This window comes from Komagataeibacter ossonobensis (assembly GCF_057359305.1).
In genome coordinates, this window is sequence record NZ_JBXAYQ010000004.1 from 57,134 (window position 1) to 81,000 (window position 23,867).

Genomic DNA, 23,867 nt, shown 5'->3' on the forward strand with positions numbered 1-23,867 from the left:
CGTTCTGGCCTGAAACGCAGGGACCTGTTTGCCGGCTCCCTGGCTTTTGGCACCCTTGGGGCGCGCGGTATGTGGAATTCCGTGCCGGCCGCTGCCGCTGCCCTGCAGCGCACCGCTGTCGGTGGCACCGTGCCCCGGCTGGTGCCCATGCGCGTCCATGCCGACCAGATTACCGATATCAAGGTCTGCCTGCGCCCGTTCCGCCCCGCCGGTCCCCGGTTGGATGTCGAACGCGTGGGGGACAAGGTAGTCATCCATAATTATGGCCATGGTGGCAGCGGGTGGTCCCTGTCATGGGGATCGGCCGATATCGCGGTGGGCAAGGCGGCGTCACTGTCGCCCCGGCGGATTGCGGTGGTGGGCTGTGGCGTGATCGGCCTGACATCGGCACTGAGCGCACAGCGCGCGGGCTTTGATGTCACTATCTATACCCGCGACATGCTGCCCCATACCCGTTCTGTCCGGGCCAATGGCAGTTGGACGCCGGATTCACGCATCGCGCTGACCGCCCCCGCCGGGCCGCAGTTTGCCGAAGTGTGGGAACAGATGGCCCGGTATTCGTGGAAAGCCTATCGCGACTATCTTGGCCTGCCGGGCAACCCGATTGATTTCCGTGACAACTACCAGTTGTCAGATACGCCGTTTGACGAAGCCCCCGAACCCGAGGGCCGCACCGGACCGGGGGATTATGCATCAACCGGGATGCCGCGCGCGACCAGCGAATTCGCGGCATATGGCGACCGGATCAAGGATATCATTCCCGCACCCGAACTGCTGGCCAGTCAGGATAATCCCTTTCCCGTAGCATACGCGCAGCGTGCGCCGATGATGATGTTCAATTTCGGCGCGTACGGGCATCTGCTGCTGTCGGAATTCTATCAGGCGGGCGGCAAGGTCGTGATCCGTGAATTCCATACTCCCGCTGACATGAAATCCATTGCGGAACCCGTCATCATCAACTGTCCCGGCTATGCCGCGCGGGATCTGTGGGGGGACAGGACCCTTATTCCCGTGCGCGGGCAGACGGCGTGGCTGCCACCGCAGCCTGATGTCACGTATGGGGTGGAATACAGGGGGGCGGCTGCCCTGTCCAAAAGTGACGGGCTGATGATCCAGGCCGTTGACCTGAATAATGTTGGCGAAATGGAAGGGGTCGGCAACAGCTTCGAGCATGCTGACCGCGCCGAAGCTGAAAAGGCGATTGCGGTGTTTGAAAACCTGTTTGCACGCTTTCCCGCGGGGCGTGGCTGATGCGCGGGCGGGATTATGCCTGTCGCGCGGGCCTTGGGGCCGGGCTTTTGCTGGCGCTGGTGCATGGGAACGTACCTATGGCCAGTGCGGCGCAGGCGCGGACCGTATCCTATTACACCATGGAACAGGCCCAGCGGGGGGAGAGTGCATACCAGCAGTTCTGTGCCGTCTGCCATGGCGCCAGCCTTGCGGGTGCGTTTGATGTGCCGCCGCTGAAGGGCCGGTTCGTTACCAACTGGTCCGGTAGCACGCTGGATCGGCTGTTTGACTATGTTTCCAAGGCCATGCCGCTGTTTTCCCCAGGGGCGCTGACACCGGCGCAGAATGCTGACCTGATTGCGTTCATTCTGCGTGAAAACGGCGTGCCTGCGGGTAAGGTTGACCTGCCTGCGACGGATGCCGCGCTGAAAACGATGACGTTTCCCGCCATTTCCGCTGACAGGGTAAAATAATGTAGGCACCCTCCCACGTCTGGGAGGGTGTTATGTAATTTGAGGAAGTATGGCGGCGTTTCCGGGCATAAAACATGTGAAAGAGACGGCATGGAGATCTGCGCGTGTTGAAGCATGATACTCGTAATCCCTGACGAGACCATGGCAGCGTCTGGATAAGCCGTACCCTCATTGAATGTTAAGAGGCTGCCTGAAAAGTCCGTCCGGAAAACATCCTGCAATCATAAAGCTTTTTTCAGGCGGATTTGGAAAACGCTACCTTTTTGAAAAAAGACAGCACCCAAAAAATTTTATCGTTTTTTATCAATGCGCTGTTTTCAAGCAGTCTTTAAAACCGGAACCCGGTGCATCTGCTGGGCATCATGCTCAGTTTGTCGGGTTTCCGGGACTATCCGGCATTGGGGGCGCTTCGCCCGGTTTCGGCTTGGGGGCGGGCTTTTCGGGTGGATATTGGTCAGGTGTCTTGCTCATCTGATTTAAGGCTCCAGTTCTGTTCCTGCGATTATTTTGCCGGGGTGCCGGTTGCCGGTCGGCATCGGTGCTAACGGTTCACTGCCGCCGGAAGATGCGGGGTTCCCGGATCAGGCATAGTTGCCTCCTTGCTAATCAAGCCCGGTACGTGACGAGAGTTCCCCGATGTATGCGGTCGTCATGCCATGCTTTGAAATTATTACTGCAGGCACATTTAAGCCAGACGAAGCTGCGCTGGCGGCGTGGTCGCCATGTCGGCCTTTCACTATTTTCCGCAGAAAACTGTCCGGTTGCTCGTTCGCGACAACCGCCTGTCTGCCGGGTGGGGACGGGTTGGGCAGCCTTGCATTCGGTCTTTTATGAATGGGCACAGGAAAGCCGACATGGCCCGGTGGCTCTTTACGACATGATGCGCGCGAGTTCCGCGAGAGCATTGATCTGGCGAACCAGAAAGTCACGCGTGCCCTGATCCGTCAGTTCGCGGCGTTCGGTGTCGAATTTGGTTGCGGCCTGCCCGATCATGACTTCCGGCCTGTTCAGCACGCAGGCATCCAGAAACACCAGTATCTGCCGGAGATGATATTGCGCACGGGCGCCGCCGATCATTCCGGGTGAAACCGTCTGGATGGCGAGCGGCTTTCGCGCCAGCGGCTGTGGTGTCACGCGTGACAGCCAGTCCAGGGCGTTTTTCAGGACGCCGGGCACCGAATAGTTATATTCCGGCGTAACGATGATGACGCCATCGGCCGATCTGATCTGGTCGGCCATTTCAAGAACGGGGGGCGGCATTTCCTGATCCTGCAGGTCCTGATCATAAAGTGGAAACGCCCCCACGGAGCCGAGCAGAGAGATCTGAATCCCCTCTGGCGCTATCCGGGGCAGGGTTTCAGCCAGCATGCGATTCAGGGATGCCTTGCGAAGGCTGCCAAGGAGGACGACGAAATTTAGTTTCTGCGACATGAAAAATGTTTCCTGCAAATCCGGATCAAGATGCATCATCCGTGCTTTCCCGGGTAATCACGCTGCCCGGGGCGTGTGTCACGACCTGCTGGTCCTGTAGGATGTGATGAGATTACGATAGTCGGGAATATGGTTCGACAGCAGCGTGCCGAGCCCATCGACGTCGTTGCGCCAGTCCCTGTGCAGTTCGCATGCGGCCCCGAACCATGTCATCAACTGCGCCCCGGCGGCCTCCATGCGCGCCCAGGCCGCATCGCGTGTCATGGCATTGAAGGTACCCGAAGCATCCGTCACGACAAAAACCTCATAACCTTCGGCAAGGGCGGACAGGACTGGAAACGCCACGCAGACTTCGGTTACCACGCCGGCAATGAGCAGCTGTCTCCTGCCGGTTGCCTTGATTGCCGCGACGAAATCCGGGTTGTCCCAGGCATTGATCTGGCCAGGCCGGGCAATGAAGGGAGCATCAGGAAACTGTGCCCTGAGTTCCGGCACGATCGGCCCGTTTGGCCCGTCTTCAAAACTGGTGGTGAGAATGGTCGGTAATCTGAAATACCGTGCCATGTCCGCCAGCGCCAGAACGTTGTTGTGGAACCTGTCCGGTTCGATATCGCGAACGAGCGACAGCAGCCCGGTCTGATGATCGACCAGGAGGACGGTCACATTGTCTCGGTCGAGGCGCACGTATGGTCTGTTCATATCGGATCTTCCATTCTTGCATGAAGGGATGTGCCTCGCAGGTTTCAGGGCAGGGCAGGGCAGGGCACATCCCGACCCGTCCATTTCAGGCAATAACGCCGAACCGGCCGGCCCGGACATCGTTGATCGCCTGCTGGATTTCTTCCTGGGTGTTCATGACGAACGACCCATATCCCGCAATCGGTTCATTCAGCGGCTGGCCGGTCAGCACAAGGAAGCTGGAGTCCACGGCGGCCTGTACGCTTACCCGGGTGCCCGCCGTTCCCAGCAGGGCGAACTGCGCGCTGCCCAGTTCCTCCGCGCCATTTACGATCAGTTTTCCTTCGAGCGAGACGACGGCGCAGTTGTGCCCTTCCGGCAGGTCAAGTGTGACCTGGCGTCCCTGATGCAGGACCGCATCCCACACGTTCAGCGGCGAGAAGATTCGGGCCGGTCCATGTGTACCGTCATGGTCTCCGGCGATAACCCGCAGGTGCCCCGCGCCATCAGGCAGGGCCACGGTTGGAATGTCCGCCGCAAGCAGGGTCTGGTACGCGGCCGGCACGCCCTTGTCCCTTGCCGGAAGATTGACCCACAACTGGACCATGCGGAACGCCCCGCCGGACTTCGCGTATGCAGGGGAGTGGTATTCCGCATGCTGGATGCCGCGCCCGGCAGTCATCCACTGCACGTCGCCCGGTCCGATCACGCCGCCACCGCCTGAAGAATCACGATGCTCGACCTCGCCATCATAAACGATCGTGACCGTTTCAAAGCCCTTGTGCGGATGTTCGCCCACGCCACGGCGGGATTGTGTCGGCTGGAACCGGTGCGGTCCTGCATAATCCAGCAGCAGGAACGGACTAAGATGCTTACCGAAATCACTGTATGAAAACAGGGAACGGACGGGAAAGCCGTCTCCAACCCAGTGGCCGCGATCATTTCCGTAGCGACCGAGAATCTGTTTCTGCATGGCTGCATTCCTCCATAACGTGACCCTGAATATGCAATGGTCCGGCCGTCTCATGAAGATTGTCAGATCGAACGATACGTTCTACTGATAGAACAATGCGGGATCTTAATGATTTCTACTATTTCGTGCAGGTTGTGCGTCACGGTGGCTTTTCCGCAGCCGCCAGGGCAACGGGGCTGCAGAAATCCCTGCTGAGCCGACGGATCCAGGGACTGGAGGACCATCTGCATACGCGGCTGATCCAGCGGTCCTCACGCCATTTCAAGGTTACGGAGACCGGAAACAGGTTTTATGAACATTGCATGGCCCTGCTTGAGGAAGCCGACCTTGCTGAACGCTCGGTCGCGGAACTGCAAAGCGAACCCTGTGGTGTGATCCGCCTGAGTTGCCCTGTGGCGCTGCTCAATTTCCAGTTCGGAGCACTGCTGGCCCGGTTCATGCAGCGATACCCGGCGGTTACGTTGCATCTTGAGAGTACCAATCGGCACGTGGACGTGCTTAAGGAAGGGTTTGATCTCGCCATTCGTGTGCGGTTTCCGCCACTCGAGACCTCGGACCTTGTCATGCGCGTTTTCGATACAAGCACCCAATGTCTTGTCGCGGCCCCGGAACTTGTCAGGACACCCCTGACATCGCCCGCCGACCTGGGTGCATTTGCCAGCATGGATTTCCATACCGCACCCGGTACCCATTCCTGGATACTGGAAAGCCGGGACGGGCAGACCGCCACCGTTTTCCATGAGCCCAGGTTCGTCACGGATGATATGGCAGTACTGCGCGAGGCCGCGCTGATCGGCAATGGTATCGTGCAACTCCCCACCACGATGGTGTGGAAGGACATCAGGGCCGGGCGCCTGATTTCCCTCCTGCCCAACTGGCACCCCCAGGCCGGGGTCGTTCACGCGGTCTTTCCATCAAGACGGGGTATTGTTCCGGCTCTCCGGGCACTGCTCGATTTTCTGGCACATGAATGCGCGGTGCAGCGGCAGAGGATCGGCCGGGTAATCCGGTAAGCGCAGGACTCATGGCCTTGAGCCAGACGATGACGCCTGCTGCAATAGGGATTGCGGACATGCGGGTATGAACGCGGTGGTCATATCGTGGGGCAGGAGGGAGCGCCATTGCAGGAAGATGGCGGAACGCATGGGTCACTCCTGGCACCTGTTTGAAAACAGCGTCACCAGAAACGTCCATCTTTTGCGGCGGTCTTCGTGCTCCGGATCACAGTGTGGGGAGAAAATGTAATCTTCCCGAACTTATGTTAATATCTGGCGTTGGATACATGTAGCAGGCTGCTACAGCGTTCCCACATACCTCGTGACAGTTCCAGTACCCACCATGCAGATGCAGGGAGATGGACATGACGAAGTCAGATTATGCCGTGAATAATCAGGAACTTGAGACGCGGGCGATCAGCCTGTGGAACAAGCAGCATCCCGACCGCCCATGGCGGCGGTTAAGTAACCTGCACCGCTATCGCCGGGCCACGCATGCGCTGCAGGGCATCCCGGCCTTTCCTGAAGAACAGGCGCAGTTCCGGTTTCTTGCATCGCACGGCATGGGTCTTTCACAGGACAGGGACTGCATGTAACCCCATGGCGGGCAGGGGGCATATCTATATGTACCTGTCCGGCCATCGTGGATCGTGACGATATGGGGTGGGGGCAGTCATGCACCCACCCGTTTTCATATGCTCAGTGCAGGGCGGATGGACTGCGCAGGGTCTGGTGATTGCTGGACATGCCGGGGTGGTCCGGGCTTTTGTTGCCCGCAGGCTGTTTTGTCAGGGGTTGATCGGGGGGCTGTTGCTGCCGGGCCGGGTCAACCTGTTCCGGCAATGGTTCCGTCTTGCGGGAATAAGGCTGTGCCCGTTCGATCGAGGATGGAGAATTGCCACCTGGCTGGCTTACGTTCCTGTCCTGTGGGTGCTGCTGCGCCATGGCGGTCGGGGTGATGGCCAGAGGCAGGTACAGTACGAGTATTGCAGGAAAATATCGCATCGCGTCATGTCCCTGAAGATATCTGGAGGGAAGGGCGAAAAAACCGCCATTCTCATCTGCTTTCCTGTCCATAGCGTGCAGGCATATGAACAGTTTCAGACCACTGAGTGTTTTATTTTCATTTTTACTGACAACGTATTTGCGTCATTCCGTTCTGTGCAGAAATAATCTGAAACTTCAATAAAGGTAGAATGTTATAACCCGAATTGCCAGGGTCCAGCTGCGATGCCGGGCCGATCACGTAAACGCCAGAGCGTACATGAAATGCACATGACAGAAGTGTGCATGTTTGTGCGGTCATGACGCATGCAATGAAAAGGAGTGCGCACATGCCGAAGAGAAACTCTGTCCAGGCGGACTTTTTTAATTCGGATTTCTGTCAGCATAAGAATTTCTGGCAGAAACGTAAGGTTTCCGTCCTGACTGACATGCTGTTTGATATTCATAACACGAAATTCGCCGTGCAGGTCAGGCGTATTGCGACACGCCACCCGATACGCAAGGTGCTTGTTACATCCGTACAGGTTCCCAGACGTAACAGGAAACTTGACAAGGTATTCAACCGGTTCCGGAATACACGACATATCGTTGACTTTGCCCCGGTCCGCATGGTGCATGGCCGGGGCAAGTTCGGTAATATCAATACTGCCCTGTCAAAGATAAACCTGCCTGATTATGACTGGATCGTGGTAACGGATGATGATGTGAACCTGCCCCACCGGTTTCTGGACATGTTCATTCCATTGTGTGAAATCATGAACCTGAAGATATCACAGCCCGCGCACCGGTATCATTCCTATACATCCTTTACTTTCAATTACAGGAAATGGAACAGTATTGGTCGTGTAACACGGTATGTGGAAGATGGCCCCGTTACGGCATTCCACCGGGACGCCATGGCTTACCTGTTTCCTTTTCCCGAATTGCGCTGGGCATGGGCGACTGATATCGCATTCTGTGATGAGGCCCACCGCAACCGTCATAATGTCGGTATTGTCGATTATACGGCCATTGAACATCTCAAGCCCGCCGGGCAGGATTATCCCGTAACGGAAGCCATGGCCGAGGCCCGCACCTTTCTGGCGCGCCGGTCATTGCAGCCTGACCGGCTTGACCTGTTCCGTGATACGGAAATACTCCGTCATATCGGTAACGGATGCCTGACATATGACGTCATGGTGTAAGGGGGCGTACCCCCTGCATTGCCAGTCAATACTGGTCGTTTTGATGAATTCCCTTTATGGCAATCCGCACGGGATGACCAGGCGGCAATGGCATCCATAGTTTTTGCGAAGGATTGACCATGCCCCCATCGTATGATGATGCACTGTCCCCTGCCGAACGGGCGCAACTGGGCGTTCATATCTGGCATAATGCCTTTTGCGCCGCCCTGCTGGATATGGACACGGCGCAGCGCAGGACCCTGCTGGCCCGGCTGGAACAGCTGGGGCAGACAATAGAGCAGGGCAAGGATACACCCAGCCGCGTCAATACCCCCGCCGCGCGCGATCATGCCCTGAATCTGGTCCGGCAGGCAATGGGGGAGACGGAAAACCTTGTCCCCCCATTGCGTGTGCCCGTGTGGTGTCGGGATGTCCCTGATTGTGACTGATCGTGCATAAGCGTCTTTTCCTTGTTGCTGATTGTCTGCGGGCCGCAACTGGCCCAGTTTGACATTGTAATCATGATGGAAAAGAGGATTTGACGTGATCGACCGTGACCTGCAGGGGATGATGCTGCATCGCATGGCCGCCAATGGCGGGGCGGCCAGTCTGGCGCCCGAGCACGATGCGGATGCCGAACGCTGGGCCCGAAACCTGCTTGATCTGGAATTGCAGGGGCTGAGCAAGGGGGGCGTCAGCATTACCCCTGACGGATTGAGGATTACGGGGGAGAGCACCCTTACCAATGCAGGGCGTGCATATCTGGACCGTCCGGATGACATGCATGTGGTGCTGGATGGTCCTGATACCGTAAAGGCCCTGCATCAACGTATTGCTGGCGATCCCGACCTGTCGGACACGGAACGCCACGACCTTGCCCGCTCACTTGATGACATGCACCCGCTGACGCTGAAAGCCTTCGGTCAGGAACTGCTGGAACGCGCAGTATCACACGGGTCGGATACGGTATCCCTATTGAAACAACACACGGCCCCCAGGGATAAGCCGTAAGTCCGGTCGCCGTGCATGCCGGCCCGCATATGATATTATTCATTCCAAAAACAAATATAAGAAAAAATGTATATAAAATTAAAAAATAAGTCTTATTTCAATAAAAATTAATTATGGCAAATAAAAATCCGTTGCCGCAAGTAAATTGTAAAAAGGTAGACGGTTTCTTGCATATCAGATCGGCTTCCCTGTCTCTGCGCTTTTACAGCCATCTCTGCAATAACGCAGGGTGATTGCCTGAAATGGGAAATTATCGTGCCATTTTTACATGGCAGATATTCATGATCAGGCAGCCGGGACGGAAGGGGAACAATGCGGCACTTAACCTATACTTGCCAACGGGGCGGCAAAGGCCATTCCCTGCCGGGGTTCTGGCGGGTTGCCGTTCTGGGGTTTGTCGCAATGTGCCTGCTGGCCATGCCGGGACAGGGCCATGCCGCCGATACGGATGCGGCGCAGGGCATGAGCCGTGAGCAGGCGCAGCAAGTGCTGGCCGTCATGAACGACCCCGCAAAACGGGCCGAGTTCACCAACACCCTGTCGGCTATCGCATCCCGGCTTCCTTCCGCCCCCGCCGTGCCTGCCGCTGCCTCCAAACCCGCCGCCACGGATGCCCTGTCGGTCGAACCCGATACGCTGGGCAGTGACCTGGTGCAGGACATGGGAAGCCTGCGTGGCCGCCTGATCGTGCAGGCCCAGCATTTTGTCGCCCTGTTTGGCGACCTGGTGTTTGTGGCGCACTGGACCCATACCATTTTTGCCGATCCGCAATCGCGGATGATCCTGTTTGACGCCATGGGGCGGGCGACCCTGATCCTGCTGCTGGCGCTGGCGGCGGAACATGGTTTTTCCCTGTTGCTGCGCAAGCCGCTGCTCAAGGTTACCGAACGGGCGGTCGCGACCGAACGCCGCCTGAACCTGCCTGACGCCACGGCCACCCCGGCACCCCCCCCGGCCGGGGCGATAGCGCAGGACAAGGATGACGCGCAGGCCCGGCAGGGCGACATACAGGCCCAGCACGCGACACTGCGCCTGCTGACCCGTGTGCCGTATTCACTCATGCACCTGTTGATCAAGCTGCTGCCGGTGGGGCTGTTTTTCGCACTTGGCACCTGTTTCGCCTATCTGCTGACCACCACGCATCAGGCCATGCTGGTCACGCTTACGCTTACGAATGCCTATGTGGTCGCCCGCGTGGTCTATCTGCTGATGGAAACGCTGTTCGTGCCGCATTCGCCCGCCATCCGGCTGTGCAGCGCCAGTGACCAGACGGCCTTCATGGTTACGCACTGGCTCAACTTCCTTGTCGCCGCACCGTCGGTCGTGGTCTGCCTGTCCACGCTGGGTGGCGTGTTTGACATGCCCGCACGCGGGACAGAGGCGATCATCCGTTCCGTCGTGCTGATCGAGCACGTGCTGGTCGCCATTTTCACGTGGCGCGTGCGCATGCATGTCGCGCTGGCCCTGCAGCCACCCGCACGCCTGCGCACGCAGCCATTCTGGATGTTTCTGGGGCGACTGGTCTACCTGTGGTGGGTGCCGGCCATGTTCTTCAACTTCGCGTTGTGGCTGATCTGGGCAACCCATATCCAGGGCGGTTATGCATGGATCATCCGTACCGTCATCCTGACGACGGCTGTCGTGATCCTGTCGCGGGTGCTATCGGTCCTGATCTTCAACCTGCAGAACCGGCTGTTCCATGTCTCTCCCGCGATGGAAGCGCGTTATCCCGGCCTGCAGGCACGGGTGAACTATTATTACCCGGTCTCGCGCAAAATCCTGTCCTTCCTCATGTTCTTTGCCTCCGCCATGCTGTTCCTGCAGGCGCTTGGGCTGCCCGCCATCCACTTCCTGTTCCATGGCAGGCTGGGGCCGAAGATCATTGGCGCGATGCTGTCCGTTCTGGTTGCCTATACGGTCGCCATTTTCATATGGGAAGCTGCCAACGCCGCCCTGCAGGGGCAGATTACCCGCTTCGAGAATTCATCCCAGACCGGGCGGGCCAGCCGACTGCGCACGGTCCTGCCCATTATCAAGACCGTGCTGCTGGCGCTGATCATCATTATCGTGGCGGTTACCACACTGTCGCAGATCGGGATCAATGTGGCCCCCCTGCTGACCGGTGCGGGGATCATGGGTGCGGCCATCGCCTTTGGCGCGCAGAGTCTGGTCAAGGATTTCATCACCGGCTTCTTCATGCTGGTAGAAAACGCCATTCAGGTGGGTGACTGGGTGACCGCCGGTGGCGTATCCGGCACCGTCGAACACCTGTCGATCCGGACCCTGCGGCTGCGTTCGGTCAATGGCGACCTGCATATCATCCCGTTTTCGGAAGTGTCGTCCATCGCCAATACATCGCGTGACTATAACCTTGTCGTGGTTGATTTCATGATCGACCTCAGCCAGGATACGAAACAGCTTTGCGCCATCCTGCACGAGGAACTGGAACTGATGCGCAAGACGCCCCGTTACGGGCACCTCATCATGTCCGAATTCGCGTTCCTTGGTATTGAACAGGCAGATGGCAATGGCGCGCGTTTCCTTGGCTCGGTCCGCACCACGCCTGGGTCAAAATGGACGGTCTATCGCGAATATTACGCCCGTCTGGCCGTGCGCATGAATAATGAAGGCATCAAGTTCCCGGTTCCCAGCTTCCTCAACCTGCTGGACAATGGCCCGGGGGCGGATGGCCTGAAGGTAACGGCAGCCGTTCCCCCCACGACAGGGACGCACGCGCCACAGGCCTGATCCCCTATAAGAAAGTTTTTGGTGAAGCTTTTTTTAAAAGCGTCGAAAGAACGCCGCCTTTTTTGGGAAAGGGCGGCACCCCAAAACCTTTGTGAATTTTATCAATGAGTTATTACGCCGGGAAAACCGTATCGTACAGCAGCTTGAAATTCAGTGCCAGAATGATGGCCGCTACCAGCCACGACAACAGGGCGAACGGGCGGGAAATAACGAATTCCCCCATTTTCTGCCGGTCGGATACAAACATCACCAGCGGGATCACGGCAAAGGGCAATTGCAGCGACAGGATCACCTGACTGGCCAGCAGCAGTTGCCCCACGCCCCTGTTACCATACAGGGCCGTGACAATCACAACCGGGACGATGGCCAGCCCACGTGTCAGCAGCCGTCGCGCCCAATGGGGAATGCGCAGCCGCAGGAACCCCTCCATGATGATCTGTCCAGCCAGCGTGCCGGTAATGGTTGAATTGGTGCCCGCCGCCAGCAGGGCAACCGCAAACAGGGTGGAGGCAATGCCAAGCCCCAGTATGGGGGACAGCAGGCGGTACGCATCCTCCAGTTCCGCGACATCCTGGTGACCGGTGGTATGGAAGGCGGCTGCCGCGACAATCAAGATGGCGGCATTGATGAACAGCGCCAGCATCAACGCAAGGGTGCTGTCCCATGTGGCCCAGCGTATGGCATCCCGCCGTCCCGGCACGGTGCGGGGAAAAGCGCGTGTCTGCACGATGGAAGAATGCAGGTACAGGTTATGCGGCATGACCGTCGCGCCGATAATGCCAATGGCGATATACAGCATCTGGCTGTTGGCCACGATCTGGGGGGAAGGCACAAATCCCTTCAGTAAGGCCATGATGGGGGGCTGCGCCGCCACGACCTGCACGGCAAAGCACAGGGCAATGATGCTGAGCAGCCCGATAATGAAGGCTTCAAGGTAACGGAAACCCCGGTTCATCAGGAACAGCACAAGAAAGGCGTCCAGCACGGAAATCAGGGCGCCCACCAGCAGGGGCATGCCGAACAGCAGTTGCAGCGCGACTGCCGTGCCGATGACTTCCGCCAGATCGCAGGCGATGATGGCCAGTTCACAGGCAAGCCACAGGATAATGTTCACAACCGGCGGAAAATGATCGCGACAGGCCTGCGCCAGGTCACGCCCGGTGGCGATGCCCAGCCGTGCCGACAGCGATTGCAATATGATCGCCATGAAGTTCGACAGCCCGATGACAGACAGCAGCGTATAACCGAACTGCGCACCACCCTGCAGGTCGGTTGCCCAGTTGCCGGGGTCCATGTACCCGACCGAAACCATATAGCCCGGCCCCACGAACGCCATGAACCGGCGCAGCCATGATGCCCCCGCATCCGGTACCCGCACGCTGGCGAAGGCTTCGGGCAAGCTGTTGGTTTCAGGCTCCCCCGGTCGGGCGAAACGCCATGCTGCGGTGGGGGCAGGGGGCGAGGCAGGCGGTCTTGCTGGCGTCATGGGCATACTCAATCGTATCCCCCATAAATATGCAATATGCTATATTGCATGGCATAAGGAAATCTTATCAGCATATGCCATGACATGCAGGCATAATGTATGAAGTATAAAATAATGGAAAAGTTCTGGTGAGGCATCCCTAAATAAATATTCAGGAAAATCCGTGATTTTGAAAAATGTTTAAAAAATAAAATATTTCCAGAAGAATAATAAAAGTTTTAGGTGCCGCCTTTTTTTAAAGGCGGCATCCCGTGGCGCTTGTTGAAAAAAAACTTCACTAAAAACTTTCTTATGATTGCAGGATATTACTGATCCGGTTTTTTGAACGGCCTCCAGAATAAAGGTAGCGGCATAGTGATGGTCATGAATGCCGTGCCGGTTCCGTCAGGGCCACCCTGCCTGCCGCCGCCAGCACGACATCCTCCTGTGGGGCGTGAATACGTGCACAGAGCACGTTGCGAAAATGGCGCTCCAGCGGGTTATCCTCACTCAATGCCGGGTTGCCGATCGCGGCAACGCCCAGTTCCACGGCTTTGATGGCGTTTTCCGTCATGACGTATTTGGTCAGATTGGCTTCGGTACCGGGATAAGTCCCCTTTTCAGCCCGGTCGAGGGCAACGTCCATTATGCTCCGGTTGGTCATCAGCAACGCGTCAATCTGTCCCAGCAGCGTATGGAACCGGGGCAGGGTGGCAAGTGGCCTGCCCAGCGCCGTCGGCACGCGCGCATGCAGGAATGAAATCAGCCAGTCACGCGCCGTGCGGGCCACGCCATCATACAGTGCTGCAATGGCTAGCGCGTGGCCGGTAATTTCTGCCCCGTTATTGCTTTGCCACTGTTCGGGCAGGCGCAGGTCAACCAGTGCCGTTTCGGGCAGTTCCACATTTTCAAATATGAAGGTATGGCTGCCCGTTGCGCGCATGCCCATCTGGTGCCAACTGCGTTCAATGCGAACGCCCGGCGCGTGCAGGTCAACCAGAACCTGCCCCACCCGTGGCTGGGCCTCATCCGTTGCGACCCATACCGTACCCCAGCGCAGGGCAGTTGACCCGGTGGAATAGATTTTCCGTCCGTTCAGCACCATCCCGCCAGCGCCAGACGTAATGCGTGTTGCGGGCAGGCCGCCACGTGACGGGCTGCCCAGTTCAGGCTCAACCCGCAGCGCGTTGATCAGCGCACCATCATGCAGGGCGGTTTCGGTTACCTGCCGTCGCGCGGCTTCGGGCCAGCGGTCGGACTGCGCAATCAGCATATGCTGCAGGAAATGCATGGCCATGATCAGTGCGGTGGTGGGATCGCCGGTGGCAAGGGTGCCGACCACATCAATCACCTGCCGCAGGCCGCCCCCCTGTCCCCCATCCGCGCACGCAATGGTCAGGCCCAGCAGGCCTGCCGCACGGCATTCGTCAAGGTTTTCAGTGGCAATTTCACCAGACCGGTCATGGGCGGCCGCACGGGTGGCGAAACGTGTCGCCAGTTCGTCCAGTGTCTGTTGGGCTTCCGGAACGGTTGGGGTAGGGGGGGAACCCATGGTTCAGATATCCTTGCTGCGGTTATCCATGACGAATCAGGCCTTATGGACTTCATCATGATGGATCGATGCACGCAACCCATGCCGCATCCGGCCGCGCAGATATCAGGCAGCGGCCCGTATAAAACGATAAATAATGTACATTTACGGAAATATCATGCTGTCCGGTTGAAATGATCGGCCATCATGTTACCGTCCTGTCATGGATGGGGGGAAGACATGTGTCCGCAGGGGCATGATGGTCGTCATGGCCGTCCCTATCCCGGTTGCGCAGTGCAGGCGTGCCGGTTTTTTTTACAACCAGCAGGGTTTCAGATGAAGCAACGTGAACTTGGGCGTACCGGTATCAAGGTCAGCGAGATCTGCCTTGGCACAATGACATTCGGCCAGCAGAATACGGAAGCCGAGGGGCATGCCCAGCTTGATATGGCCGTGGCGCATGGCATCAATTTCATTGATACGGCCGAGCTGTATTCCATCCCCCCACGCGCCGAAACCCATGGTGCGACGGAGCGGATCATCGGCAGCTGGCTCAAGGCCCGCGGCGGACGTGAGCGTCTGGTTATCGCCAGCAAGGTGGTGGGGCGTGGCACTTCGCCATGGTTCCGCCCCGGGGGCGAGGAAACGCGCCTGACCCCGAAACAGATCCGTTACGCGCTGGATGGGTCGCTGCGCCGACTGGGCACGGATTACATCGACCTGTACCAACTGCACTGGCCGGACCGGAAGGTGGGCCTGTTCGGGGCCGGGGGCAATACGTTCACCACCGTGCCCGATGCCGATGAGGTGCCGATTGCCGAAACGCTGGACGTGCTGGGTGAACTGGTGAAGGAAGGCAAGATCCGCCATGTCGGCCTGTCGAACGAAACCGCATGGGGCCTGTCGCAATACCTGGCGGAAACCCGCAATGGTGCGCCGCGCGTTGTGTCGATCCAGAATGCCTATAACCTGATCAACCGCACGTTCGAAATCGGGCTGGCGGAAATGGCGCTGCGCGAAGGGGTGGGGCTGCTGGCCTATTCACCGCTGGCGCAGGGATACCTGACGGGCAAATACCTTGATGGCGCGCGGCCCGCCGGTGCGCGCACGACCCTGTTCAACCGTGGGCAGCGATATGAAAAACCCGGCGTGGATGATGCCGTTCGTGCCTATATCCAGCTTGCACATGAATACGGGATCGATCCGGTGCAACTGGCCATCGCCTTTGTCACGTCGCGTCCATTCGTGACATCCAACATCATCGGCGCCACCAGCACGGCCCAGCTTGAGACCATTCTGGGGGCGGAAAACGTCACCATTACCCCCGAACTGCTGCAGCGGATCAACGCCATCCACCAGGTCCATTCCAACCCCGCGCCCTGACCCGGCGGGCCATGGCGTGCGGTGTGGGGCCGTGTCGCCATGGTTGTTCCCCATGCCGGGACGGGCGGCCTGCATTTTTATCAACGATCCGTAATGTAATATAAGTAAAAAACGATTTCACCTGATTAAACATATCTGTGCGGATTTATAAGGTTACATGCTATATTGCATGGCCGTCATTTTATGGGTGTCCCGGTGATTTTGTTTTTTTCTGGCCTGATCGCGCTTGTCCTTCTGGTTGCACTTAATATCTTCATTTCACTGTCTGAAATATCATTTGCCGCAGCACGTGACGCACGCCTGCGTTCGCGTGCGGAAGCGGGCGATGAACGGGCCACCGCGTTCCTGAAACTGCGGCGCAACAGCGGGCAGGTCATGACCGTGCTGCAGATATGCCTCAATGGCGTGGGTGTTCTGGGCGGCATGATCAGTTCGGAAATGATCGCGCCTTCCGTCACCCATGGGCTGATGGGGTGGGGCCTGCCGTCCCCGACCGCGGAAACGCTGGCCTCGGTCTTCGGGTTCGTGCTGGTGACGGGACTGTTCGTGCTGTTTGCCGACCTGCTGCCCAAACGTGTCGCCATGAACGCGCCAGACAAGATCGCACTGGCTGTCGGCTGGTTTCCCGCTACCGCGCTGAAGCTGCTCTATCCCATCGTCTGGGTGTTTTCCAAGATGTCGGACGCCATCCTGCGCGCCCTGAAGATCCCGGCGGCATCGGCGGTCGAACCGGTCACGCCAGAGGACCTGCGCGCGATCCTGGCCGCTGGCACGGCATCGGGCGTGCTTTTGGAACAGGAACACCAGATGATCCAGAACGTGCTGGGCCTGCAGGACCGTTCGATCACGTCCGCCATGACCCCGCGTGATGAAATCGTGTTCCTCGACCTGCAGGAAACGATCGAGGAACAGAAAACCAAGGTCCGCGCCAAGCCCTATTCGCGCTATCCCCTGTGCAATGGCGGGCTGGACAATGTCATCGGTTCCATCCGCGCGGAAGACGTGCTGGCGGCCGTGGTGGATCGTGACCCGACCCAGCCGCCCGCCAAGGGGCCGCAGGGTGCGCTGTCCAGCGGCAACGCGATCTTTCAGGTGCGGCGCGATGTCCTGTCCGTGCCCGAGACGATCAACCTGTGGGATACGCTGTCGCAGTTCGATACCCATGGCGCGGGCTTTGCGCTGGTCGTGAACGAATACGGGCTGGTGGTGGGGCTGATTACCTTCAAGGACATCATGGGCGCCCTGATGGGTGGGCTTGCCAACCCGTTCGAGGAACAGCTGATCGTGCGCCGTGATGCCAATTCATGGCTGATCGACGGCGCTGCCTCCATCGGTGACGTGCGCCGCGAACTGGAGGCCGCCGATCTGGATGAAGCCGGACCATTCGACACCATTGGCGGCTTTGTCATGCACCGCCTGCGCCGCATGGCACGCAAGGCCGACCGGGTCGATACGCTGGGTTTCCGTTTCGAGGTGGTTGATGTGGAAGGTTTCCGCATCAACCAATTGCTGGTCACCCGGCTGACCGGGCCGTAACCCACAGGGATTACGGCCTGCCCATGCCCCCCCCGCCGCCCATATAGGGACCACCATATCCGCGCCCGGGCCCGCCATACCCGTTTCCGTAACCGCCACGGTTATAGCCGTCATACCCACCACGGTGGTGGTGATGGTGATAGCGGCCATCATGGCATCCCGCGACGGACAGGCCGATGGCCAGGGCGATGAATAACCTGATGGGACGTGTCATGGGAAAACCTCCATTACCTGCCATGACAACGCCATGGCGGTGCGAAGGTTTGGGTCATGCGGCCCGAATACATACTAGCGGCGGCGTTTGCGTACAATCAGCCCATGCATGGCACGGGCTTTTTTTAATATGGGCTGGAAAGTCGCGCGATCCGTCTGCGCCAGGTCGGTCAGCAGGGACGTGGCTTCATGTACCGTATGCAGTGCCACGTCATAATCCTTGTAGGTAATCAGGTACTGCGCCAGATCGAGCAGGCACTGCGCCAGTTGCGGGCGGAATTCCTGCGGGTAACCGGCGGCAAGGATGCGGTACAGCGACAGGGCTTCCTTCAGCGCCACCAGCGCCTGATCCAGCTGTTCCAGTCCGTTATGGCATAAAAAGACCCTGTACAGGCTGTCCGCGTAACCGGCGCGGTGACGGTCGGGATCACTGGCATACAGCCCGGCGTAAAGGGTAACCGCTTCCTGTGCGGATTCCAGTGCGTCCGCCCATGCAGGGCCGCCGCCCTGCCACTGGCACATGCATAACCGGACAAGGAAACTGGCCAGATCGGGCAGGAACTGTTCGGGGCATGTTTCGGCCAGTGTGCGGTACAGTGCCACGGCGTCAAGGGTATCGGCCAAGGATTCATCCCTGCCTGTCGCCGCCTGCCGCAGGCGGGGCAGGGCGCGCAGGCATTCAGCAAGCGGGGCTGATAAATTGACCGGTTCCTGTCTGGCCAGTCTGGAATACAGGTCGATTGCTTCTGTGACGGCCTGCAACGCGGCGGCATGCTGCCCCAGCGTGTCATACAGGCTGGACGCACGGGCCAGGTTTGCCGCCAGCGCCGGTTCAAGCGCCTCCAGTCCGGGCAGTGATATGGGCGAATCCTGTTCAATAAGCGTGCGGAACCGGGATATGGCCTGCGTTGTGGATGCCAGCGAACTTTCGGTCTGGCCCAGATGCTTCTGGCACATGCCCAGCACGCTGTATTTTTTGGCCAGTTCCCATTCAAAACCCGCTTCGCCCTTGTCAATCAACTGTTCGTAAATGGCGATTATGGCTTCGGCAACCCGCCGCATGTCGTCATACTGGTCCAGGGTTTTGTAGATATAGGCCAGCATGTCCATGCTGTGCGCCAGGGCGACATGGCGCTGGCTGTTGTTAATGATCTGTTTGTCCATGCGGCCGTGATGGACGGATATGGCGCGTTGGATGGCCTGCAATGCCTGCCCGGGCTGTCCGTTGTCCAGCAGCCGCTGCGACAGTTTTTCCAGGTTGCCGATCAGAACCGGTGTGAAAATGGCGGGATGCTGGTGGACAAGTGCGGTAAGGTCCTCGGCAGTTTCATGCCACAGGGCAAAAAACGCATCCTTTGCCGCGCTGTCCTCGCATGGCATGTCTTCCAGTTCGGAAAGGATCCGCTTCAGTTCGTCGGCAAATGTCTCGGGACGCAGGGCGGCGAGTTCCATCATCATGCGCAGGCCTTCGTGCCATGGCGCGTGCATCTGTTCGAACTGCCCCATTTCCAGCGTTATCACTGCCTGCCACAACAGGAGGGTGGCCAGATTCATGCGTATCTGCAGGTTGTTCGGGTTCCGGGCCGAGATGTCGCGGTGCAGGGCCATCACGTCATGCAACAGGACAAGGCATTCCTCTGCCCGGTCATCCATCAGCAGGCTCGCGGCATCCCTGAATGCATCCAGCAGGGCTTCCTGAAATTTATCAGGATTCTTCCGGGTCAGGTCCATGTACAGCCTGACGGCGGCGATACTGCTGACAATGGCCTCGTCGTGCCGGTCCCACCTTTCCTGACGCTGTGACAGTTCGCTCAGGATATGGGCCTGCCGGGGCATGAAGCGCTCCGGGTCCGTCCGGGCCAGTGTGCCATACACGCTGACGACTTCCTGCATGACCCGTATGTTTTCTGCCCCCATCGCCGGATCGATGGGGGATGTGTCCGCGCTGAACCGTTCAAGCACCCGCGCCAGCGGCGCGCTGAAGGCCTCCGGTGCTTTTTCCGCCAGTATCCGGTACAGCCGGATGGCTTCACGTAGGGTATTTTGACCGTCGTTCACCCGCCTCAGCCCGCCGTGGCACAGGGCAAGGGTATCAAGGTATGCCGCCAGTTTGGGCATGCCTGTCCCCTGCCGCCGCTCGGTAAACGCGGATTGGAGCGAGACCGCTTCCTCCAGGGATTTCAGCGCGGTTTCGTGCCGGGCCAGCGCCATCTGGCGGTTGGCAAGCTGGTGCAGGCTGTCGGCCAGCGCGGGCTGGAACGTATCGGGGTAATCATGCGCCAGTCCCGTGTACAGGATCACCGCCTCCAGCGCGGTTTCGTGCGCCTCCTCATACGCGTGCAGGCCGGCCTGGCATGATGACAGCAGCAGCAGGCTTGCAGCCAGGTCTGGCCTGAACGTCACCGGACTGGTGTCAGCCAGCTGGGTCTGGATGGCCATGGCGCGGCGTAGCGTCTGTCGCGCCGCCATGAACTGATCGAGGCCATGCTGGGCGCGTGCCACCTGATACAGGCTGCGGGCACGGTAAGGGCGGAAAGTGGCCCGATCCCCTTCCGCCAGTGCGGTATAGGCCGCCACCGCCTGCTGTGCCATGGGCTGGGCCGCGGCCGGGGCATCCAGCCCGTTGTCGTACCGTGCGATGTCATACAGGCTGGCGGCGGCAGCCGGGCGGCAGGCACGATCTCGCGCGGCAAGGCCGGTCTGGACCGCCACGGCTTCGCGCGCTGCATGTCGTGCCTGTTCCAGGTGCCACAGATCGGCATGGCGGTGGAACAGGGCGGTCAGCGCCCGGCCCAGCGGGGCGGTGGGACCCGATGCTGTGTCCGTGCGCAGGGTGGCTGTCAGCCTTTCAACCACATCCAGTGCAATGACCTGTATTTGTGATCCCTGCCGGGGTAGGTACCGGGCCAGTGCCTGCAATGCATCACGATCCGCGCCGCACAGGCCGATCAGATGCTCGAGCCATGCCAGGGGCTGGTTATCCCCGATTTCCCATGCGGCCTGGCAGGCGCGGACCGTTCCGGCAATCAGTGGCAGGCGCAGGGATGGGGTGGCAGGCAGCCGGTCCAGTATGTCCGTCCCCTGCGACATGGCCAGATGCATGCCAAGCGCACCGGCCACCATGCCCGGCAGGGACACGGCCGTGCCGCCGTCGCAACCCGGCTGGGCCATGCGCACGGCATGTAGGCAGGCCTCCATCGGGGCGGACGCATCCTGCTGGCTGGCCGGGGCTTCGGCCCTGGCAACCTGTTGCTGTGTGGCCGGGGTCATGCCACCACATAATGCGCTGATACCGGTCAGGTGCCAGATCTGCGGCCGCAGGTCTGCCGGTATGCCGCCATCCGCCTGCCACAGGGCTTCGATGCGGCGAATTTCTTCTTTCACCATCCGCGACAGGAGGGACGGGACGCTCAGCGTACGGGCAGCAAGCAGCCCCTCACGCGCCGCGACAAACCCCATCGCGATCAGGAACAGCGTCGAACCCTCCCGTGCCAGTTCATCCAGCTTGTGGCGCAGCATCATGGCGGTATCGACAGGGGGCGCATTGCCGCTGGTGGCGCGATAGGCGGCGGCAAAAACCGCGTATCGGGCATCGGCCCCGTTCAAGGGGGGCAGGTCAGGCCACTGTGCGGGGGACAGCAGCGCGGCCAGGGCGGAATCAGCCGCATTGTCCGGGCTGAAAATGTCCTCCACCCACAGGGAGTCCAGTCCCGCGCGTTCCAGCAGGACCAGACGCAGCGGATGTGTGGCAGGATGGGGCTGGCGGACCAGCGCGCGCAGCCATGCCCTGACCTGTGCGACCCGGCTGGCCGCGTTGTCGATAATGACCAGCGTGGGCTGCTGCCAGACCGTGGTGAAGGGCGTGTCGGTGAAAATTCCCGTATTGCCGGGTGGCAGGAAACCCGCCATCCAGCCATCTTCGCGCGCGCGGGCAGCCAGTTCGGTGCCCAGGCGCGTCTTGCCCTGTCCCGGCCTGCCGGTAATGATCTGGACCGACACGTCCCGCGTCGTGTCCGCCATCCACTGGCGCAGCGCATCCAGCTGTTCCCCATGCCCCTGGAATGGGATGTCATGGCTGTTGCCGGGATACAGGATCTGGGCCAGTGACCGCCGGCTGCCTGTTTCCGCCGGGACGGGGGCACAGGCACCCAGATCCAGGGAATGGCTGATGAATTCCGCGGTTCCCGGTTCGTTACAGGTTATTTTCAGGACTGTATTTCGGGTCCGGGATTCATGCATGCGATGATTGCGGCTCATTACCTGACTATACCCATGGATGAAAAGCACGATAAAGAGACTTTACGCGCCATTATGGTCCGACGTCCCTGAAAAATACCAGCCGGACCCGCCATGGTCATGCGGGTCGGGTGTGCGTCCCGTCCTGCGGTGGGGGCGGAGCATCGACCGGCATGCACCCTTCGGGCGGGTTTTCGCGCAGGAAGCGGGCAAATTCGTCAAATGCCGGGCCGCGTGGGTCGGACGTGCGCCAGACAAGCCCGATCGTGCGACCCGCGCCGGGCAGGGGGGTTACGGTTATCAACCCGTCCCATTCGCCCCGGTGGCGCAGCGCAAGGCGGGGGATCAGGGAATATCCCTCACCCGCGCCAATCATGTGCCACAGCATTTCAAGGCTGGTGGCCAGGCGCGACGGGTCACGCTGTGGCGACATGCCACACAGCGCCAGCGCCTGATCGCGCAGGCAGTGCCCGTCTTCTAGCAAAAGCAGATCCGGCCCCTTCAGGTCCGGCATCGTCAGCGCCCTGCGCCGGGCCAGCAGGTGGCTGGCGGGAAAGGCGGCCAGAAACGGTTCGCGGAACAGGGGCGCACACTGGAATCCTTCATCGCTGACTGGCAGGGCCGCGAACACCACATCCAGTTCATCATGCCGCAGCATCCGCAGCATCGTATCCGTCAGGCTGTCGGTCAGCTGCAGCTTCAGTTGTGGATAGGCCCGTCGCAGCAGGGGCAGCAGGTCAGGCACGTAATAGGGGCCAAGGGTCGCAATGATCCCCATGCGCACCACGCCTTCCAGCGGGCCGGTGCGCGCACGCGCGGCCTCGATCATGGCGCGGGCGGCGGCCAGCACGTCGCGCCCCATCGCGATCAGGCGCGCGCCATCGGGTGTGACCGTTACATGGCGACGCGTGCGTTCGAACAGGACCACGCCCAGCAGCGATTCCAGCTTGCGCACCTGTTCCGACAGGCCGCCCTGGCTTACGCCACAGCGTTCCGCCGCACGGGAGAAGTTGCGCAGGTCATCCACCGCCACCACATATTCGATGTCGCGCAGCGACAGGCCCGAAAGAGGAATATAATTCATATCTATAGATAGGACCGATTTCGTGGCATTTGTAAAAAGGTTTTTCCGATCAGACCCATTGACAGAAACGGTTTCACCCCATTTCGTATTTATGGGACAGATACCCGGTCAATAACTGACAAGCCAAAGCAAGGAGCATTCCGCATGGCACGCATCAATTCGTCTCTGAAGCCGTTCGAGACAGACGCCTTCCACAACGGAAAGTTCATCAAGGTGAGCGATGCCGACGTGAAGGGCAAATGGTCCGTCTTTTTCTTCTATCCGGCGGATTTCACCTTCGTCTGCCCGACGGAACTGGAAGATCTGGCTGAAAATTACGAGACGTTCCAGAAGCTGGGCGTGGAAATCTACTCGGTTTCGACCGACAAGCATTTCACCCACAAGGCATGGCACGACACGTCACCGGCCATCAGCAAGATCAAGTTTGTCATGCTGGGCGATCCGACGGCCCACATCGCACGTAATTTTGATGTCTATATCGAGGAAGCGGGCGTGGCCGACCGCGGCACCTTCCTGATCGATCCGGAAGGCCGCATCCAGTACATCGAAATCACCGCTGGCAGCGTCGGCCGCAGTGCCGCCGAACTGATCGCCAAGATCGAGGCCGCGCAGTATGTCGCGTCCCACCCCGGTGAAGTTTGCCCCGCGAAGTGGAAGGAAGGCGGCGCCACGCTGACCCCGTCGCTGGACCTCGTCGGCAAGATCTGACGCC

At 59.6% G+C, this 23,867-nt stretch carries 20 protein-coding genes; 11 read left to right on the forward strand and 9 right to left on the reverse strand.

The window, feature by feature from the left end:
• Positions 1-9: 9 nt before the first annotated feature.
• The gene (locus tag AC1RQ9_RS05505) at positions 10-1,251 is read left to right on the forward strand and encodes an FAD-dependent oxidoreductase (RefSeq protein WP_485985962.1); all 1,242 of its coding nucleotides are present in this window, start codon (positions 10-12) and stop codon (positions 1,249-1,251) included.
• Positions 1,251-1,703 (forward strand): c-type cytochrome, encoded by a 453-nt coding sequence (locus tag AC1RQ9_RS05510; protein ID WP_485985913.1) that lies wholly within the window; start codon positions 1,251-1,253, stop codon positions 1,701-1,703. The genes AC1RQ9_RS05505 and AC1RQ9_RS05510 overlap by 1 nt, the downstream gene beginning before the upstream one ends.
• A gap of 870 nt (positions 1,704-2,573) precedes the next feature.
• On the opposite strand, the gene AC1RQ9_RS05515 is transcribed toward AC1RQ9_RS05510, so the two are convergent.
• The 3 genes from AC1RQ9_RS05515 to AC1RQ9_RS05525 form a co-directional block, all read right to left on the reverse strand.
• Complete coding sequence (locus tag AC1RQ9_RS05515) at positions 2,574-3,134, reverse strand: NADPH-dependent FMN reductase (RefSeq protein ID WP_485985914.1); 561 nt, start codon at positions 3,132-3,134, stop codon at positions 2,574-2,576.
• 78 nt (positions 3,135-3,212) lie between these two features.
• The gene (gene ycaC, locus AC1RQ9_RS05520) at positions 3,213-3,833 is read right to left on the reverse strand and encodes an isochorismate family cysteine hydrolase YcaC (RefSeq protein ID WP_485985915.1); all 621 of its coding nucleotides are present in this window, start codon (positions 3,831-3,833) and stop codon (positions 3,213-3,215) included.
• A gap of 85 nt (positions 3,834-3,918) precedes the next feature.
• Positions 3,919-4,785 carry a pirin family protein gene (locus tag AC1RQ9_RS05525; protein ID WP_485985916.1) on the reverse strand — a complete coding sequence of 289 codons (867 nt, stop codon included), beginning with the start codon at positions 4,783-4,785 and terminating at the stop codon, positions 3,919-3,921.
• Between the two features lie 95 nt (positions 4,786-4,880).
• On the opposite strand from AC1RQ9_RS05525, the gene AC1RQ9_RS05530 reads away from it, so the two are divergent.
• Positions 4,881-5,798, forward strand: coding sequence for a LysR substrate-binding domain-containing protein (locus AC1RQ9_RS05530; protein ID WP_485985918.1), 918 nt, complete (start codon positions 4,881-4,883; stop codon positions 5,796-5,798).
• A 347-nt stretch (positions 5,799-6,145) separates the two neighbouring features.
• Entirely contained in the window at positions 6,146-6,376 is a 231-nt protein-coding gene (locus AC1RQ9_RS05535; protein WP_485985919.1) for a hypothetical protein, read from the forward strand.
• A gap of 103 nt (positions 6,377-6,479) precedes the next feature.
• On the opposite strand, the gene AC1RQ9_RS05540 is transcribed toward AC1RQ9_RS05535, so the two are convergent.
• The gene (locus tag AC1RQ9_RS05540; RefSeq protein ID WP_485985920.1) at positions 6,480-6,785 is read right to left on the reverse strand and encodes a hypothetical protein; all 306 of its coding nucleotides are present in this window, start codon (positions 6,783-6,785) and stop codon (positions 6,480-6,482) included.
• A gap of 428 nt (positions 6,786-7,213) precedes the next feature.
• Here AC1RQ9_RS05540 and AC1RQ9_RS05545 point away from each other — a divergent pair, with 428 nt between their 5' ends.
• The 4 genes from AC1RQ9_RS05545 (at position 7,214) to AC1RQ9_RS05560 (ending at position 11,707) form a co-directional block, all read left to right on the forward strand.
• The gene (locus tag AC1RQ9_RS05545) at positions 7,214-7,969 is read left to right on the forward strand and encodes a hypothetical protein (RefSeq protein WP_485985922.1); all 756 of its coding nucleotides are present in this window, start codon (positions 7,214-7,216) and stop codon (positions 7,967-7,969) included.
• A 119-nt stretch (positions 7,970-8,088) separates the two neighbouring features.
• Positions 8,089-8,397 (forward strand): hypothetical protein, encoded by a 309-nt coding sequence (locus tag AC1RQ9_RS05550; RefSeq protein WP_485985924.1) that lies wholly within the window; start codon positions 8,089-8,091, stop codon positions 8,395-8,397.
• 94 nt (positions 8,398-8,491) lie between these two features.
• A complete protein-coding gene (locus AC1RQ9_RS05555) occupies positions 8,492-8,959 on the forward strand; it encodes a hypothetical protein (RefSeq protein ID WP_485985925.1) in 468 nt (155 codons plus the stop codon).
• Between the two features lie 402 nt (positions 8,960-9,361).
• On the forward strand, positions 9,362-11,707 hold the full coding sequence (locus AC1RQ9_RS05560; protein WP_485985964.1) for a mechanosensitive ion channel family protein: 2,346 nt from the start codon (positions 9,362-9,364) through the stop codon (positions 11,705-11,707).
• 112 nt (positions 11,708-11,819) lie between these two features.
• Here the strand turns inward: AC1RQ9_RS05560 and AC1RQ9_RS05565 are convergent, their stop codons facing one another.
• A complete protein-coding gene (locus tag AC1RQ9_RS05565; RefSeq protein WP_485985926.1) occupies positions 11,820-13,199 on the reverse strand; it encodes an Nramp family divalent metal transporter in 1,380 nt (459 codons plus the stop codon).
• A gap of 355 nt (positions 13,200-13,554) precedes the next feature.
• On the reverse strand, positions 13,555-14,724 hold the full coding sequence (locus AC1RQ9_RS05570) for an acyl-CoA dehydrogenase family protein (protein WP_485985928.1): 1,170 nt from the start codon (positions 14,722-14,724) through the stop codon (positions 13,555-13,557).
• A 315-nt stretch (positions 14,725-15,039) separates the two neighbouring features.
• Between AC1RQ9_RS05570 and AC1RQ9_RS05575 the strand changes: the two genes are divergently transcribed.
• Positions 15,040-16,086 carry an aldo/keto reductase gene (locus AC1RQ9_RS05575; protein ID WP_485985930.1) on the forward strand — a complete coding sequence of 349 codons (1,047 nt, stop codon included), beginning with the start codon at positions 15,040-15,042 and terminating at the stop codon, positions 16,084-16,086.
• Positions 16,087-16,281: 195 nt separating this feature from the next.
• Entirely contained in the window at positions 16,282-17,622 is a 1,341-nt protein-coding gene (locus AC1RQ9_RS05580; RefSeq protein WP_346011743.1) for a hemolysin family protein, read from the forward strand.
• 10 nt (positions 17,623-17,632) lie between these two features.
• On the opposite strand, the gene AC1RQ9_RS05585 is transcribed toward AC1RQ9_RS05580, so the two are convergent.
• The 3 genes from AC1RQ9_RS05585 to AC1RQ9_RS05595 form a co-directional block, all read right to left on the reverse strand.
• Positions 17,633-17,836, reverse strand: a complete 204-nt coding sequence (locus AC1RQ9_RS05585) for a hypothetical protein (RefSeq protein WP_193731625.1) — start codon at positions 17,834-17,836, stop codon at positions 17,633-17,635.
• A 74-nt stretch (positions 17,837-17,910) separates the two neighbouring features.
• On the reverse strand, positions 17,911-22,092 hold the full coding sequence (locus AC1RQ9_RS05590) for a hypothetical protein (protein ID WP_485985931.1): 4,182 nt from the start codon (positions 22,090-22,092) through the stop codon (positions 17,911-17,913).
• A gap of 97 nt (positions 22,093-22,189) precedes the next feature.
• Positions 22,190-23,155 (reverse strand): hydrogen peroxide-inducible genes activator, encoded by a 966-nt coding sequence (locus AC1RQ9_RS05595; protein ID WP_485985932.1) that lies wholly within the window; start codon positions 23,153-23,155, stop codon positions 22,190-22,192.
• Between the two features lie 144 nt (positions 23,156-23,299).
• Between AC1RQ9_RS05595 and ahpC the strand changes: the two genes are divergently transcribed.
• Complete coding sequence (gene ahpC / locus AC1RQ9_RS05600) at positions 23,300-23,863, forward strand: alkyl hydroperoxide reductase subunit C (protein ID WP_010508485.1); 564 nt, start codon at positions 23,300-23,302, stop codon at positions 23,861-23,863.
• Positions 23,864-23,867 lie beyond the last annotated feature (4 nt).